The following is a 15,035-nucleotide window of genomic DNA, read 5'->3' as shown; positions in this document are numbered from 1 at the left end:
GTTGACCACCGTCAGCCGGAAACCCCTCCGCGTACTGGCCATCGGCTGCCTCCTCGCCGTCGCCGCAACCCTCGGCGCCTCCCCCGCCCAGGCCGAGCCCACCCCCGCCGAGCTCGCCGCCCAGATCGACAAGGCGTCCGAGGAGCTCGAGAAGGTCATCGAGTCCTTCAACAAGGTGACCGAGCAGCTGAAGGTCACCCGCGAGTCCGTCGACAAACTGAACATCCAGCTCAAGCCGGCCCAGGACAAAGTGGACGCCGCGCGCGGCCGGATCGGCGCCGTCGCCGCCGCCGCCTACAAGGGCCAGAGCGTGTCCTCGATGAGCGCCCTGCTCAGCTCCCAGAACCCGTCGAGCCTGATGGAACAGCTCACCATCCTCGACCAGTTCGCGTACGGGCAGCAGCAGGAGATCTCGGCCTACAACCAGGCCAAGTCCGCCTACGACGGCGAGAAGACCAAGCTCGACGCCGCCCTCAACCAGCAGACCGCCCAGGAGAAGGAACTCGCCGGGCAGAAGGCGAAGATCGAGGAGGAGCTGAAGAAGCTCCAGGAGCAGCGCAAGAAGGCCGGCATCGGCCCCGGCGGCACCGTCGGCCTCCCCGCCCCGCACCTGCCGGGCACCGCGGGCAAGGCCGTCGACTTCGCGTACGGCGTCGTCGGCAAGCCCTACATCTTCAACGCCGCCGGCCCCAACGGCTACGACTGCTCGGGCCTCACCATGGCCGCGTGGAAGTCCGCCGGCGTCTCCCTGCCGCACAACGCGGCCATGCAGTGGGATGCCACGGCGCACATCCAGCGCGGCGAGCTCCAGCCCGGGGACCTGGTCTTCTCCAACGGCCTGGGCCACGTGGCGATCTACGTCGGCAACGACAAGGTGATCCACGCCCCCCAGCCGGGCCAGAACGTGATGATGGCCCCCATCACCCAGATCGGCAGCATCTACGGCTACGGCCGCGTGCGTGGGTGAGGACCCGCTGAGGACGACGCTGGCGGCGCCTCGGCGGAATTCGCAGGGCGCTGCCCTAGCGACTTCCGCCGACGCTTGCCAGCCCCGCCCTCAGCGGGCCACTTCGCCTTAGATCAAAAGATTTTTGTGGGGTACGCCTTCGCGGCGTGCCCCACTTTTGTGTGGGGGGGCTGGGAGTTACGGCGGACATGTCGTTCGGGGCTTTCTTGGCTTTCGGGTGGGTCCGGGAATGGGTTCGAGGGGAAGGGCCGGTTGTCGCAGACCGGGGGACTCGATCGGGGCGGGCACCTGTCAGGCGGACTGGGTGGGCAGGTGTAGTTCGGCTACGGGCTGGTTGCCGCTGAGTTCGCCGGTCGGGTGGAAGCCCAGGCGCAGGTAGAAGTCGCGGGGGCCGTCGTCGTCGGGCGCGTAGGTGACGGTGGCCCGGGAGCCGCCCCGGCGGCGGATCTCGTCGCACACGGCGCGGACGGCGAACCGGCCGTAGCCGTGGCCCTGGTGGTCGGCGGCGATGTTCAGGCGCCACAGGCCGGAGCGGAGCAGGTCGGGCGGGTCGGTGTCGTAGAAGTGGACGTCGAAGAAGGCCATCACGAAGCCGACCGGCTGGTCCCCGTCGAGGATCAGGCGGGGCCAGGCGATGTCGGGGTGCACGTACGCCTCCGCGAGGGACCGGGCGACCGACTCGACGAACCGTTCCTGGCCGGCCCGCACCGTGACCGCGCAGGCCGCGTCGACGTTGTCGGCGGTGATCTTCTCTAGGCGGAGCGCGGAGGTCATCCGGGCACCCTACCCACGGCCGCCGGCCCCGGTCGACCGGAAAACAGCCCCTGCTGTGCCCCCTCACCAGGAGCAGGCGGCCGAGAGCCCGACGGGGTATGGGCGGTCGGATGGCCAGCCCCCGGGTGGTCAGGGGGCGGACTGGTAGGAGACCCGGATCCGGACGTAGTAGGGGGCGGTGTGCAGGTTGATCTCGTCGAACACCACGTAGGAGACGGCGTTGGGGCTGGTGGACTCGCGGCGGCAGTACCGGTCACCGGGGTTGATCGGGTATTCCGGCATGGTCAGCTTGATGGCCTGGTAGACGTCGCCGGGGCGGTCTGCGGCGGCCAGGCAGTCCTGGAAGGTGGGGCGGTGGTTCGCGACCCGGGTGTCGGCCCAGCCGTAGTAGTAGAGCTGGACGTCGTTGGGCTTGAAGTACATCATCCCGGCCGCCCCGGTCTGTTTGGTCGGCGCCGCCTGGCCACCGTGCCAGTCCACCCCCTCCAGGTCGTACAGGGTGAAGGCCGTCTCCGCCGTCTGCTGGTCCGGCTGGGGCTCCGGGCGCGGCTGCGGCGAGGGCACGACGCTCGGGCCGGGGGTGGTCCGCACCGGGAGCGGTCCGGCGGTCCGGGCCGGGGTCGTGGCCGGCCGCTGTCCCGGGTCCCCGCCGCCCGGGTCGACGGGCAGGGTGCCGACCCCCGGTCCCTGGGCGGTCCCGCCCGGGGTCGGCGCGAGGGCGGCTGTCGACGGGCCGGACCCCGCTCCCGGCTGCCGGCCGGCCTGGCCGCCGCCCCGGTTGAGGTGCAGGACGACGAGCACGACGAGTACCAGCGCCGCGATCACGGCCAGGGCGAGGACGGCCAGTCCGGTGGACCGCACGATGTGCACGTTGTTGGTGCCGTGGTCGTTGGCGGTGAAGTGGAAGTCCCCGCGCGGCACCGACGGCCGGACCGTTCCGGACCGCTCGCCGGCCGGAATGCCTCCCGTGCCGCCTCCGGCATGTGTGCCACCCGTCACGGCCCCGGCCGACGCACCCGCCGCCGTGCTGCCCACGGCCGCGCCTGCCCACCCCGGCACGGTTCCGGTTCCGGTTCCGGTTCCGGTTCCGGTTCCGGTTCCGGTTCCGGTTCCGGTTCCGGTTCCGGTTCCGGCGGAAGGGTCTCCCGCGCTGGTCACGCCGCCAACTCCGGCCCCAAGCGCCCCACCGGCGGGGTCTCCGGCACGCACCGCCGCCGCCTGCCGGAGGCGCTGATATCCCTGGTCACCGAGGCCGATCAGCGCGCAGAACACGCTGATCACCCCGGACAGCGTGCTGGCCCGGGTCGTGTCGAGGAGGGCGAACACGGCGGCCAGTCCCGCCAGGGCCGCACACCCCACCCAGGGTGCGATCCGGAGCCACTTCCGCATCCCTCCATGATGGATCACGCCCCCGCCGACCCCGCTGTCATCTTCCAGACCGCCAGGCCGGGCCGGGCGTCCGCACAGCCCGCCCCGGCGACAACCACCGACCCGGTCCGGCCAAACGAGCGCGACGGCTCCCCCACCACACGCCACCCCTGCCGGGCACGGCCAGGCCGCCCCCGACGGCCCGCTGCCCGCACACACGAAAGGGACCCCCGGCCAACCGGCCCGGAGCCCCTCCGTTCTGACGCCTACCCGCGCCACCTACGCCGCGACGGACATACCCTCCGCCCGGGCCAGCTCACGCAGCCGGCCGAGCGCCTGGATCTCCAGCTGCCGGATCCGCTCCCGGGAGAGCGAGAACCGCTGGGCGACCTCGGTGAGCGAGTGCTCGCGGCCGTCCTCCAGGCCGTAGCGGGCCCGGACGATGCCGGCGGACCGGTCGTCGAGGTGGCCGATCATGGAGTCGATCCGTTCGCGCTCGAGGCCGGCGAGGACGATGTCCTCGGGGCTGGGCGCGTCGGAGTCGGACACCAGGTCGCCGAGGCTCGTGTCGCCGTCGTCGCCGACGGGGGTGTCCAGGGACACGGTGTCCTGCGACCAGCGCTTGAGCTCGTTGACGCGCTCGACGGGGACGCCGAGGGCGTTGGCGAGCTGCTCGACCTCGGGCTCGCCGCCCAGCTCGCGGGTGAGCTGGCGGGCCATGCTGCGCATCCGGTTGACGTCCTCGACCAGGTGGACGGGGAGTCGGACGGTGCGCTCCTGCTGGGCGATGGCCCGGCTGATGGCCTGGCGGATCCACCACGTCGCGTACGTGGAGAACTTGAAGCCCTTGACGTAGTCGAACTTCTCGACGGCCCGGACGAGGCCGGTGTTGCCCTCCTGGATCAGGTCGAGCATCGGCATGCCGCTGCGCACGTAGCGCCGCGCGATGGAGACGACGAGTCGCAGGTTGGCCTTGATGAACTGGTCTTTCGCTTTCTGCCCCTCGGACACGAGCTCGGCGAGTTCGTCCGCTTTCACACCCTGGGGTGCGTTGTCCTCGGCGAGCAGTCGGTCCGCGTACAGCCCGGCCTCCACGGCCTTGGCCAGGTCGACCTCCTGCGCCGCGGCCAGCAGCGGCGTCTTCGAAATCTCGTGCAGGTAGACACCGACGAGGTCGCGCTCTTCAGCGACGTCTGCCGTTCGCAAAACCCGAGTCTTCTCCACGCGCGCCGAACCTCCCGTGCTTGACGTGTCACTGTCATAACGAGCGAGGACGCCGGACCATTCCGGTGACCAGGCGTCTGGCCGTGAGACCTAGGTAACTCGTGGCTGTGACGGTGCCGCGAGTGCTCACAGTTAGTAGGACGCTTGAGCAGGGCCCTCTGGTTCCCACTGTGTAATCGAACACAGCGTGTAACCATATGTTAAGCGTTGTTTGCACTTATTTGTCTGGCCGGAACGGTCGGCCTTCTGACCAGAGCGACAGCGAACAGCACGATCACCATCCCTCCGATCACCTGCAGGCTCAGGGGTTCCTGGAGTAACACGTACCCCAAAAGCACCGCGACAACCGGAAGTAGATAGGTCACCACGGAGGCGGTGGGGCCCTCGTCGGCGACGAGCCGGTAGTTCAGGACGTACGCGACGCCGGTGCCGACCGCGCCCAGGGCGACGACGGCCAGGAAGGGGCCCCAATGCCACTCGGGGGCGCGCAGGCCGCCGAGGAAGGGCAGCAGGGGCAGGGTGAGCACGGCGCCGACGGCGAGCTGCGAGGCGGACAGCACGACGGGCTCGACGCCGCGCCGGACGATGAACCTGTCCATGTAGATGAAGGTGACCCCGTACAGGGCGGCGGCGGTCAGACAGGCCAGGCCGCCCCAGCTCGCGGCCTCGGAGCCGGACCTCCAGGGCGAGAAGATCAGCAGGACGCCGACGAAGCCGAGGACGACGCCGGCCAGTCGGAGCGCGGTGACCCGGCGGTCGTGTCCGCTCGCGTACCCCACGAGGAGTGTCCACAGTGGGGTGGTCGCGTTGAGGACGCCGGCGATGCCCGAGGACACCTCGGTCTCCCCCACCGCGAACAGCAGGAACGGCACCACGTTGGCGATCACGGACACGACGGCCAGGTGCCCCCAGAGCACCCGGTCGCGCGGCAGCTTGCGGCCGGTGAGCCAGACGAACAGCAGCAGCACCCCGGCCCCGAAGAGCATCCGACCGAGGACGACCTGGATCGGGCTGAAGCTGCGCAGGCCGATCGCGATGAGCAGGAAGCTCGATCCCCAGATCAGGGCCAGGCCGGCGAGCCGAAACACACTTCCACGCTGCATAGTGCGGACACTAGGCCCCGGGTGTAAGGAGTACAAGCGCCTTTCGGACCTGATCCTCGGTTGTGATCAAAGCCGCTCTGGCCTGCGCCGTCGGCACCCCGGCGAGCACTGTGACCAGCGCCACCTTCAGTTCGCCGTCGGCGGCGGCGAGCGCGGCGGCGGCCTCGGCCTCCGGGAGGCCGGTGGCCTCCATCAGCAGGGTCAGCCGGCGGCCCCGGAGCTTGGCGTTGGTGGCGGACAGGTCGACCATCAGGTTGGAGTAGACCCGGCCGAGGCGGACCATGACGGCCGTGGAGAAGGAGTTCAGGATCAGCTTCTGCGCGGTGGCGGCCTTCATCCGGGTGGAGCCCATCACGGGTTCGGGGCCGGTGTCGGGGGTGATCAGCACGTCGACGTCGGCGGTCGCGGCCGGGTTCGAGCAGATCAACACCGTGAAGCACCGGGGGGTACTCAGCGCGCCCAGCACGTACGGCGTCCGCCCGCTCGCCGCGATCCCGATCAGCACGTCCCCGGGCCGGACGGCGTCGCGCGCCTCGGCGGCCCCGGCGTCGAAGTCGTCCTCGGCGTTCTCGACGGCGCGCCACATCGCCCCGGGTCCGCCCGCGAGGTGCGCCTGGAACCAGGTGGCCGGCACGCCGTACGTCGGGGGGATCTCGGCGGCGTCGAGGCAGCCGAGCCGGCCGGAGGTGCCCGCGCCGAAGTAGTGCACGGAGTTCCCGGCGGCCAGGGCGGCGGCGGCGCGGTCGACGACGCCGGACAGGGCGTCGAGCACCCCGGCGACGGCCCCGGCGACGGTCGCGTCCTCGGCGTTCAGGGCGGCGAGGAGGTCTCGGGTGGACAACAGGTCCAGGTCCAGGGTTCTGGGGTTTCGGCCCTCGGTGGGGGCGGTCACGCGGATCATGAGGTCAGTGTCCCGCACACAACCCAAGCCAGCTTTCCCTATCGGACTAGTAGGAATAGCGTTAGGCTGCGACTACGCAGAGCGGCGCTGGAGGTTCCCCACATGAGCCGAAGAGTGATGACTGTCATTGGCGGCGGCTGTAGCGGCGCGATCGTGGCCGCACACCTCCTCAGAACCCGGGACGGCACGGTCCAGCTCGTCGAACCGCGCGCGAGGCTGGGGCGCGGGGTCGCGTACGACACCGAGGACGCCTGGCACCTGCTGAACTCGCGGGCCGGGTCGATGAGCGCGCTGACCGACGTACCCGACGACTTCGTGCGGTGGTGCACCTGGCAGCGACTGCGGGGCGGTCCGGACGACTTCCTGCCGCGCCGCGCCTACGGCCGTTACCTGGAGGCCACCCTCGAACAGGCCGCCGCCGCGCACCCCGGCCGGCTGCACGTGATCCACCAGCGCGCCGTCCGGGTCGGCCCCGGGGCCGTCGAGCTCGCCGACGGCACCCGGCTGGACACCGACTGGGTCGGCCTCGCGCTCGGCCACGCCCCGACCAGCGACCCGGTCGGCGCGCCGGTCGGCTCCCCCGGCTACGTCGGCGACCCGTGGGCGGCGGGCGCGCTCGACTCCGTGCGCGCCGAGGAGCCGGTGGTGCTGCTCGGCACCGGGCTCACGGCCGTCGACGTCGCGTTGTCCCTGGCCCGGCGCGGGCACTACGGCGGCGTGCACGCCGTGTCCCGGCACGGGCTGCTGCCCCGCGCGCACACCGCGCACCGGGGCGACCCCGCCCCGCACCCCGCGCTGCCCACCGGCGGCGAGTCGCTCGGCAAGCTGCTCCGGATGGTCCGGGAGGCCATGGAGACGGCCCCGGACTGGCGGCCGGTGGTCGACGCGCTCCGGCACCGGGTCGACGCGCTGTGGCGGGGGCTGACCGGCGAGGAGCAGGCCCGGTTCCTGCGGCACGTGGCCCGGTACTGGGAGATCCACCGGCACCGGATGGCCCCCGTGGTCGGCACGGCGGTGGAGCGGCTGCTGGACTCCGGGGAGTTCACGGTGACCGCCGGGCAGGTCGCGCAGGCCACCGCGAGCGGGGTCGCGCTGACGGACGGCCGGACGCTGCCGGGTCGTACCGTGATCAACTGCACCGGGCCGGGGACCTCCGCGCAGACCGGGGACCCGCTGGTCCGCGCCCTGGTCGCCGACGGTCTCGCCCGGTTCGACCGGCACCGGCTCGGCCTCGACGTGGACGACGACGGGATGCTGCTCGGCCGGGACGGCCAACCGTCGCGCCAGGTGTGGACGGTGGGGCCGCTGCGCCGGGGCCGGTGGTGGGAGACCACGGCGGTGCCGGAGATCCGGGCGCAGACCGCAGCCTTGTAACACGTGGCGCCGGCGCGGGAGGTTGCGTCGGATTTTCCTGCTTCCCCCCGCGTCGCGGCATCGGATAGCCTGTGGCCGCACGTTGCCGGCGGACCCCCCTCCGCTGGTGGTCACGGGGATCAGGGGCACTTCGATGGACACTCCCGCGGGCGATCTGACCCCCGCGCTGCTGAACGCCGCGCTGTGGACGGACGGGATGCTCGCCGACGCCGGCATTCCGGTGTCCGACGTCCCGTTCGTCAGCGTCGGTGGTGGCATCGGCTCCTTCGTCCTGGTGGACTACCTGCGGATCGCGGGGGTGCCGGCCGACCAGATCCGGGTGCTGTCCAACATCGACCACCCGTGGCAGACGTACGAGTACCTGACCCGGGTGTCGCAGATCCCGCGTACCCAGCGGATCCGGTCGGACTCCTCCTCCCGGCCGGACAACATCTGGGGCTTCCCGTCGTACGCGCTGAGTGAGGCGTGGCGGGACCGGTCGCTGCGGCACCTCGCCCAGGTGCTCACCGAGCCGATCTTCTCCGACTACTGGACGCCCCGGGCCGGCACCGTGTTCGCGGGGCTGGAGCGGGAGAGCGCCCGGATCGGGTACCCGTCGATGCTGGTCAAGGGCGCGGTGCGGCTGGTGCGGCGGCGCGAGGGCGGCGGGTACTTCACGATCCTGACGCCCCCGGCCGGCTCCCCCACGAAGCGCGTGGCCTACCGGTCCACCTACGTGCACCTGGCCGTCGGCTACCCCGGGCTGCGGTTCCTGCCCGACCTCCAAGAGTTCCGGGAGAAGTACCGCGACCACGAGCACGTCGTCAACGCCTACGAGCCGCACGAGCACGTCTACGAGTTCCTCAAGACCCGGCCCGGCACGGTCGTCGTCCGGGGCGGGGGCATCGTCGCGTCCCGGGTGCTGCAACGGCTGATGGACGACCGGGCGGCGTTCGGGCTCCAGACCCGGATCGTGCACCTGTTCCGCACCTTCGTGACGGGTACCCACGGGTCGGGTGTGTTCATGCGCCGCCGGGGCGGGCACGGCTGGGCCTACCAGGGCTTCAACTACCCCAAGTCCGTGTGGGGCGGGCAGCTCAAGGCCCAGATGCGCAAGCTCGACGGCGAGGAGCGGGCCGCGCTGTACAAGCGGATGGGCGGCACGAACACCCCGAAGCGCGGGCACTGGCAGCGGCAGATGGCCGCCGGACGGGCCGCCGGGTGGTACGAGGCCATGCAGGGCACCGTCGAGAAGGTCGAGCCCGCGCCGCACGGCCAGCTCGCCAGTACCGTCGACGGGCGGGTGATCCGGTCGCACTTCGTCATCGACTGCACCGGCCTGGAAGCCGACATCTCCGAGCACCGGGTCCTCGCCGACCTGCTCGAACACTCCGGCGCGGGGCGCAACCCGCTCGGCCGGCTGGAGGTCGAACGGCACTTCGAGGTCAAGGGCACGGCCAGCGGCGACGGCGCCCTGTACGCGTCCGGCGCGACCACCCTCGGCGGCTACTTCCCCGGCGTGGACACGTTCCTCGGGTTGCAGGTCGCCGCGCAGGAGATCGCCGACGACCTGGCGCGGCGCGGCTGGTGCGCGCGGATCGGCCCGGTCCGCTCGACCTCGCAGTGGTTCCGGTGGCTGCTCGGCCGGCCGGTCTGACGGAGAGAGAACAATGGTCCCCATCCTGTCGGGCCGGATCCAGACCCGACTGTTCCTGCTGGCCCTGGTCGGTGCGCTGGTCACGGCACTGATCACGCCCGTGCTGCCCGGCGATCCCGGCTACCGGGCCACGTTCGCGGTCCTCGCGGCGGTCGCCGCCCTCGGCGTCGGCTGGGAGGTGCTCTACCACGGGCTGATGCAGTTCCGGTGGGAGAAGGACTGGCCGTCGCTGTTCGGGCTGCTCACCGTCGTACCCGAGGGAGCGTTGCTCTGGGTCCTGTTGCGTCTCGAACTGGTGCCCGGGGCCGGCGGTGCGACGTTCGCCGGGTTCGCCGTGCACTTCGGGGTCGTGTGGCTCGTCGTGTGGCTGGTCGCCAACGGGCCGATGCGGGTGCCGTTCCTGCGCTGGCGGTTCCGGGGCGGGCGGATCGGATGACGGCCCGCGAACCCGACCCGGACGCCCCGTTCGAGGCCGTGCTCCTCGTCCCCGGGCACGCCCCGCCGGTGGAGACCGTCACGGAGGTCGACGACGACCGGGCGCTCGTCGAGGGCGTGGGCTGCAAGAACGACCACTTCAACGACCCCTCCGCCCGGTACTGCCACCTCTGCGGCATCGGCATGGTCCAGGGCACCCTCGTCACCCGGCTCGGCCCCCGGCCTCCGCTCGGGCTGCTGCTGTGCGACGACGGCGCGACGTACCGCCTGGACGCCGACTACGTGCTCGGCCGCAACCCGGAACGCCACCCCTTCGTGGCCGCCGGCACCGCCCGGCCGCTGCGGCTCCTCGACCCCGACGGCTCCATGTCCCGGCAGCACTGCCGGATCAGCCTCGTCGGCTGGGCCGTGCACGTCGTCGACCTGGCCTCGGCCAACGGCACGTACGTCACGCTGCCCGGCTCCGCACCGTTCCGGGCGGTCCCCGGCGAACCGATCGTCCTGCGGCCCGGCACGCGGATCACGGTCGGCGAGCGCTGGGTGCGCTACGAGTCGCACCGCGAAGGGAACTGACCGATGCGCGGCATCGCCGACTACACGTTCGTCCGGCCCCTGGGCTCCGGCAACCACGGGCACTACCACCTGGCGCTGACCCCCGCCCGGCTGCCCGTCGACGCCGAGCACGTCGCCGTCAAGGTGCTGGCCGGGGAGTCCACGACGGCCACGTTCCGCCGGGCGACCCGGGAGCTGACGGCGTTCGCGGCGGTGCGGTCGCCGTACCTGGTGGCGCCGTACGACGCGGGGCAGCAGGACGGGATCTTCTACTACGCGACGGAGTACCTCGACGGGGGCACGCTCGCCGACCCGGTCGCACCGGCCGACGCGCCCCGGGCCGTCGCGCACGCCGCCCGGGCCGCCGGAGCCCTGCACCGGGCCGGGATCGTGCACCGCGACATCAAGCCGGCCAACGTGCTGCTGCACGCCGGGGGCGCGAAGCTGTCCGACCTCGGGCTGTCGCACGTGTTCACGGCCGGGGTGACGCTGACCGGGATGGGGTCGATGGCCTCGGCGGAGTACACCGACCCGGCCGTGCTGGGCGGGGAGCCGCCCCGGCCGGCGAGCGACGTGTACTCCCTGGGCGTGGTGCTGCACCGGGCCGTCGCCGGGGTCGGGCTCTACGGCGAGCTGCCGGCCGACGACGGGCTGTTCGTGCTGCGCCGGATCCTGTCCACGGAGCCGGTCGTGTCCCCCGCGCTGCCCGGTGCGGTCGCGGCGCTGGTCAGGGCGTGCCTGGGGCCGGTCGACGGCCGGCCGGACGCCGAGGCGCTCGCCGACCGGATCGACGCGCTGTCGTGACCGCGCACCAGGTCGGTCAGCTCCTCCTCGCCCTGGCCGCGGTCATCGCCCTCGCCCGGGTCCTCGGCGCGCTCGCGAAACGGATCGGGCAGCCGCCCGTGATCGGCGAGATCTTCGCCGGGGTCCTGATCGGCCCCACCCTGTTCGGGACCGTCGTCACCGACCACCTGCTGCCCACCGACATCCGGCCCGCGCTGTCCGGGCTCGCCAACGTCGGGCTCGTCCTGTTCATGTTCATCGTCGGGTACGAACTGGACACCGCCCTGGTCCAGGGCCGCAAACGGGTCGCCGCCTCCGTGTCGATCGGCTCGATCCTGCTACCGTTCGGGCTCGGCACGGGGCTGGCCTTCTGGCTCGCCGGGAACCACGACGTGACCCGGGTGTGGCCGTTCGCCCTGTTCATCGGGGCCGCGATGTCCGTGACGGCGTTCCCGGTGCTCGCCCGGATCCTCACCGACCGGGGCATGCAACGCACCGAGGTCGGCGGACTCGCACTGGCGTCGGCGGCCGTGGACGACGTGGTCGCGTGGACCGGGCTCGCGTTCATCGTCACCTTCGCCGGGGCGGGGGCCACGGACTGGCGGATCCTGCTGGCCGTGCCGTACACCCTGGTGATGTTCTTCGGGGTCCGGCCCCTGCTGCGTCGGCTCGCGGCCGCCCGGGACCGGGCCGGGCGGCTCACCCCGGACGTGCTGGGCGTGATCCTGGTGGGGCTGCTGCTGTCGTGCTTCGTGACGGAGTACCTCGGAGTGCACGCGATCTTCGGGGCTTTTCTCTTCGGGGCCGTGATGCCCCGGGCCGGCGCCGAGGCCCTGCGGCACGAGATCCTCGAACGCCTCGAACAGGTCAGCGTGCTCCTGCTGCTGCCCGCGTTCTTCGTGCTGTCCGGCATGAAGGTCGACCTGTCCACCATGGACCTGCGCGGCCTGCTCGAACTCGGCCTGATCCTCGTCGTGGCGATCAGCGGCAAGTTCCTCGGCGCCTACGTCGGGGCCCGGACCCAGAAGGTGCCCGCCCGGCAGGCCGGGGCGCTCGCCGCGCTGATGAACACCCGGGGCCTCACCGAGATCATCATCCTGACCGTGGGGCTGCAACTCGGCCTGCTCGACGGGTCGCTGTTCTCGATGATGGTCGTGATGGCCCTGGTCACGACCGTGATGGCCGGCCCGCTGCTGAGCTGGATCTACCCGCGCCGGCAGGTCGACCGCGACATCGCCACCGCCGAGCGGGCCGCCCTGGGCGAAACCGAGAACTATCGGGTACTGGTCGCCCACGGTCATCCCGCCGTCGTCGCCCTCGCCGCCGACCTGGCCTCGGCGCACCCCCCGGCGGAGGTCGTCCTGAGCCGGCTCGTGCCCTACCGCGCCCCGGTCGAGGTCGGCGCCGGGCTGTCCGGGGAACTGCTGGACATGACCCGGGCGATGGGTGAACTGGAGGCGCTGGCCGGTCCGGTGCGGGACCGGGGGCTCACCGTGCCGGTGCTGGCCCGGTTCAGCGCGGATCCGGGCCGCGACCTGGCGGAACAGGTGGCCGCGATCGGCCCGGACATCGTGCTGGTGCCCGGCGGTGCGGATCGGGACGCGAACGTCGCGCCCACCACCCCGGGCGGGGACGCCCGCGCGCGCTTTCCCGGGGCCGGACTCGTCGTGACCGTCACGGCGGTGCCGCCGGAGGACTGGTCGTCCGTGCTGGTCAGGGTCGCCGACGGGGCCGACGGCGAGGCCGCGCTGCGGGTCGGGACCGCGCTCGCGGCGGCCCGGTCGGTGGAGCTGGCCGTCCAGGTCCCGGGCCGGGTCTCCCGCCGAACGTCGGCACTCGTGACCGCGCTCGGCTGCCGGGTCCTGACCGACCTGGTCGCCCGCCGGGCCGGACGGGTCGAGGTGCTGGAACACCGGGGCGGGGCGACGCCGGCATCGGCGTTGGTGCTCGGTGGTGACGGGGTGCAGGATGTGCACCTGAACGTGCGGACAGGTGAGCGAGAGTGAGGATCCATGGCGGGTAACGCGCAGCCGCTGCGGTCGGGGGACCCGGAGCAGCTCGGCCCGTACCGGATCGTCGGCCGGCTCGGCGAGGGCGGCATGGGCAGCGTGTTCCTCGCCCAGCCGCCGGAGGGCCGGCCCGTCGCCCTCAAGGTGATCCGCGCCGACCTGGCCCGTGAGCCCGAGTTCCGCCGCCGGTTCAGCTTGGAGGTCGCCCGGGCCCGCCAGGTGCCGCCGTTCTGCACCGCCGAGGTCCTCGACGCCGACCCCGACCACGACACCCCCTACCTGGTCGTGGAGTACGTGGCCGGGCCCAGCCTCGCCGCCGTCATCGGCGAACACGGCCCGCTCACCCCGTCCAACCTGCACGGACTCGCGATCGGGGTGGCCACCGCGCTCACCGCGATCCACGGCGCGGGCGTCATCCACCGCGACCTCAAGCCCGGCAACGTGCTGCTCGCCCCGGGCAGTCCCAAGGTGATCGACTTCGGGATCGCCCGCGCGGTCGACGTCACCCAGAGCCTGACCCGGCCGGACCAGGTGGTCGGGAGCGTGTCGTACATGGCGCCGGAGCGGTTCGGGCCGGAGGGCGGCGGGGTCACCCAGGCGGCGGACGTGTTCGCGTGGGGGGCCGTGGTCGCGTACGCCGGCACCGGGCGGTTGCCGTTCGCGGGCGACTCGATGCCCGGTACCGTCGCGATGATCATGACCCAGGCACCGGACCTGGCCGGGCTCTCCGGGCCGTTGCGCGACCTCGTCGAGGACGCCCTGGCGAAGGAGCCGAAGGACCGGCCGACGGCGCGGCAGCTGGTCGACCGGCTGCTGGCGGGCGGGCCGACCCGGGCGCTGAACCTGGAGAAGCTGATCGTGCAGGACCCGGTGACCGGGGGCGTGTCGGTGTCGGACACGGTCGGCGGCGGGGGCGCTTCGGGGTCGGGCACCGCGGGCGAGGGGGCACGGGGCGGGGCCGGCCTTCCCGGTGCCGTCTCCGACTCGGACACCACCCGGGTGAAGCCGGCCGCTCCGGAACCCACCCGACCGGCGCCGAACCTCTCCGCACCGTCCCCCCGGGGCGGCGGCGGCCTCAACCTCGTACTCCGCGGCATTCTCGCCCTGTCCATGCTGGTCCTGGCGGCCGCCGTCGTCGGCGTCATCACCGGCGTGATCGACCTGCCCAAGGGCGGCCCGACGGCCGTGTCCGACGTCTCCGGCACCCCCGGCCCGTCGGCGACCCCGTCCGGCCCGGTCCCCGCCGGCGCGACCCTGTTCCTCCGGGACCCGCTCAGCGCGGAGGGCCCCTGGAAGTCCCGGGACGAGACCGCCACCCTCAAGGCCACCTGCACCCTGAGGGACGGCATGCTCGTCGCCGAACGCCGCGCGCCGGGCTCCTACCGCTGCCTCGGCCGGTCCGACTACACGATCGCCAACGTCAGCGTGTTCGTGGACGTGACGATCCTGGAGCCGGGCAGCTGCGCGGGCCTGTGGTTCCGGTTCAGCAACGAGTCCGGGTACGCGCTGCGGGTCTGCCAGGACAAGGTGCAGCTCGTGACGCACGGCAAGCCCGAGGGCAGCTCCGTCAACGTGATGCGCGGCTACCCGCTGACCAGCCCGCTCGCCCCCGGCACGAAGGCCCGGATCGGGATCGTCACCAAGGGCTCGTCGCTGCGGTTCTTCCGGGACGGCGTGGAGGTCGGCAGCTACACGTCCAGCACGTTCACCGAGGGCCGGGTGATCCTGGGCCTGTTCCAGACCGAGGCGGAGCCGGTACCGGTCAGCCGGGTCGGGTTCGCCGACATCGAGATCTGGGAGGGCTAAGGGTCGCCACCAGGCGTTTCCGGCTACGGCAACTACTCCCCGCACCCCCGGCACCCCCATTTAACCCGTATCGATACGGATTGATCGGTGCGTGCCTTCCGCA

13 protein-coding genes are annotated in these 15,035 nt (G+C 72.5%); 8 read left to right on the top strand and 5 right to left on the bottom strand.

Annotated elements, in window-relative coordinates:
* The first annotated feature begins 1 nt into the window (after position 1).
* Complete coding sequence (locus tag AB0M43_RS24205) at positions 2-967, top strand: NlpC/P60 family protein (RefSeq protein ID WP_363728047.1); 966 nt, start codon at positions 2-4, stop codon at positions 965-967.
* 291 nt (positions 968-1,258) lie between these two features.
* Here the strand turns inward: AB0M43_RS24205 and AB0M43_RS24200 are convergent, their stop codons facing one another.
* From AB0M43_RS24200 to AB0M43_RS24180, 5 genes are all read right to left on the bottom strand, one after another.
* Positions 1,259-1,741, bottom strand: coding sequence for a GNAT family N-acetyltransferase (locus AB0M43_RS24200; RefSeq protein ID WP_363728046.1), 483 nt, complete (start codon positions 1,739-1,741; stop codon positions 1,259-1,261).
* Positions 1,742-1,870: 129 nt separating this feature from the next.
* Positions 1,871-3,130: a hypothetical protein gene (locus AB0M43_RS24195; protein ID WP_363728045.1), complete on the bottom strand. Its 1,260-nt coding sequence runs from the start codon at positions 3,128-3,130 to the stop codon at positions 1,871-1,873.
* 258 nt (positions 3,131-3,388) lie between these two features.
* A complete protein-coding gene (locus AB0M43_RS24190; protein ID WP_363728044.1) occupies positions 3,389-4,333 on the bottom strand; it encodes a sigma-70 family RNA polymerase sigma factor in 945 nt (314 codons plus the stop codon).
* Between the two features lie 200 nt (positions 4,334-4,533).
* Positions 4,534-5,436, bottom strand: coding sequence for an EamA family transporter (locus tag AB0M43_RS24185; protein WP_363728043.1), 903 nt, complete (start codon positions 5,434-5,436; stop codon positions 4,534-4,536).
* A gap of 10 nt (positions 5,437-5,446) precedes the next feature.
* Positions 5,447-6,337 (bottom strand): N-acetylmuramic acid 6-phosphate etherase, encoded by an 891-nt coding sequence (locus AB0M43_RS24180; protein WP_363728042.1) that lies wholly within the window; start codon positions 6,335-6,337, stop codon positions 5,447-5,449.
* A 102-nt stretch (positions 6,338-6,439) separates the two neighbouring features.
* Between AB0M43_RS24180 and AB0M43_RS24175 the strand changes: the two genes are divergently transcribed.
* The 7 genes from AB0M43_RS24175 to AB0M43_RS24145 all read left to right on the top strand — a co-directional run bounded on the left by AB0M43_RS24175 (position 6,440) and on the right by AB0M43_RS24145 (position 14,932).
* Positions 6,440-7,711: an FAD/NAD(P)-binding protein gene (locus AB0M43_RS24175; protein ID WP_363728041.1), complete on the top strand. Its 1,272-nt coding sequence runs from the start codon at positions 6,440-6,442 to the stop codon at positions 7,709-7,711.
* A 133-nt stretch (positions 7,712-7,844) separates the two neighbouring features.
* Positions 7,845-9,347 (top strand): hypothetical protein, encoded by a 1,503-nt coding sequence (locus AB0M43_RS24170; protein WP_363728040.1) that lies wholly within the window; start codon positions 7,845-7,847, stop codon positions 9,345-9,347.
* 13 nt (positions 9,348-9,360) lie between these two features.
* Entirely contained in the window at positions 9,361-9,783 is a 423-nt protein-coding gene (locus AB0M43_RS24165) for a hypothetical protein (protein WP_363728039.1), read from the top strand.
* Positions 9,780-10,355, top strand: a complete 576-nt coding sequence (locus tag AB0M43_RS24160) for an FHA domain-containing protein (RefSeq protein ID WP_363728038.1) — start codon at positions 9,780-9,782, stop codon at positions 10,353-10,355. Before AB0M43_RS24165 ends, AB0M43_RS24160 begins: the two co-directional genes overlap by 4 nt.
* A 3-nt stretch (positions 10,356-10,358) precedes the next feature.
* Positions 10,359-11,138 carry a protein kinase gene (locus tag AB0M43_RS24155; RefSeq protein ID WP_363728037.1) on the top strand — a complete coding sequence of 260 codons (780 nt, stop codon included), beginning with the start codon at positions 10,359-10,361 and terminating at the stop codon, positions 11,136-11,138.
* Positions 11,135-13,123 carry a cation:proton antiporter gene (locus AB0M43_RS24150; protein ID WP_363728036.1) on the top strand — a complete coding sequence of 663 codons (1,989 nt, stop codon included), beginning with the start codon at positions 11,135-11,137 and terminating at the stop codon, positions 13,121-13,123. The genes AB0M43_RS24155 and AB0M43_RS24150 overlap by 4 nt, the downstream gene beginning before the upstream one ends.
* A gap of 6 nt (positions 13,124-13,129) precedes the next feature.
* Complete coding sequence (locus AB0M43_RS24145; protein ID WP_363728035.1) at positions 13,130-14,932, top strand: serine/threonine-protein kinase; 1,803 nt, start codon at positions 13,130-13,132, stop codon at positions 14,930-14,932.
* Positions 14,933-15,035 lie beyond the last annotated feature (103 nt).

This window comes from Longispora sp. NPDC051575, from assembly GCF_040681875.1.
GTDB lineage: Bacteria > Actinomycetota > Actinomycetes > Mycobacteriales > Micromonosporaceae > Longispora.
Note: the sequence above shows the minus strand (reverse complement) of the source record. Positions and strands in the feature narration are given on the sequence as shown.

Coding starts and splice junctions, on each gene's coding strand:
- AB0M43_RS24170 (WP_363728040.1), top strand. CDS start 7,845: ATGGACACTCCCGCGGGCGATCTGACCCCCGCGCTGCTGAACGCCGCG.
- AB0M43_RS24180 (WP_363728042.1), bottom strand. CDS start 6,337: ATGATCCGCGTGACCGCCCCCACCGAGGGCCGAAACCCCAGAACCCTG.
- AB0M43_RS24155 (WP_363728037.1), top strand. CDS start 10,359: ATGCGCGGCATCGCCGACTACACGTTCGTCCGGCCCCTGGGCTCCGGC.
- AB0M43_RS24200 (WP_363728046.1), bottom strand. CDS start 1,741: ATGACCTCCGCGCTCCGCCTAGAGAAGATCACCGCCGACAACGTCGAC.
- AB0M43_RS24160 (WP_363728038.1), top strand. CDS start 9,780: ATGACGGCCCGCGAACCCGACCCGGACGCCCCGTTCGAGGCCGTGCTC.
- AB0M43_RS24145 (WP_363728035.1), top strand. CDS start 13,130: ATGGCGGGTAACGCGCAGCCGCTGCGGTCGGGGGACCCGGAGCAGCTC.
- AB0M43_RS24165 (WP_363728039.1), top strand. CDS start 9,361: ATGGTCCCCATCCTGTCGGGCCGGATCCAGACCCGACTGTTCCTGCTG.
- AB0M43_RS24185 (WP_363728043.1), bottom strand. CDS start 5,436: ATGCAGCGTGGAAGTGTGTTTCGGCTCGCCGGCCTGGCCCTGATCTGG.
- AB0M43_RS24175 (WP_363728041.1), top strand. CDS start 6,440: ATGAGCCGAAGAGTGATGACTGTCATTGGCGGCGGCTGTAGCGGCGCG.
- AB0M43_RS24195 (WP_363728045.1), bottom strand. CDS start 3,130: ATGCGGAAGTGGCTCCGGATCGCACCCTGGGTGGGGTGTGCGGCCCTG.